The following is a 529-nucleotide window of genomic DNA, read 5'->3' on the forward strand; positions in this document are numbered from 1 at the left end:
GCCCTGCTCGGCGAGGGTGTTGGCGGTGTGAGCTTCGCTGGCGGTTTGCTGCACATGCATCGCCACTTCGGCGATGGACGCAGCCATCTCGGTCATGGCGGCGGCGGTCATGTCGGTCTCGGCGCGCTGTTCCAGCAACGCCGATTCGGTGGTGCTCGACAACACGCTGGAATGGGCGGCTGCTTCGGCCATCTGGTTGGCCAGGTCGCTGAGGCGCGTCAGGGCGGTTTTAAGTCGCGCCTCTTCGCTGATCAGGATCATTTCGAGCTGCGCGGTCGGCCCCAGCGCGTCGCTGTAGGTCATGGCGCTGATGGGATCGGAAAAGGTATTGGGCGTGTTCTGCACAATCTGCTTGAGCTGTAGCCCCAAGCGTTGATGCCCCCAGACGCCCAGGCCGAGAAACAAGCCGACAGTCAACGCCTGGGCCCACAAACCCGGAACCCATTGGAAGGCGGCGACACTGGCAACGGCAGCGGCCAGTGGCAACGCCATGGCCCGGGATACAGACGCCACACGCCGCATCGGCGAG

Annotated in this window: 1 pseudogene; it reads right to left on the reverse strand. The window is 64.7% G+C overall.

Going from position 1 to position 529, the window contains the following annotated elements:
- Positions 1–529, reverse strand: a pseudogene (locus tag HX846_RS37615) (chemotaxis protein); the annotation flags it as partial.

The organism is Pseudomonas sp. K5002 (assembly GCF_013386655.1).
GTDB lineage: Bacteria > Pseudomonadota > Gammaproteobacteria > Pseudomonadales > Pseudomonadaceae > Aquipseudomonas.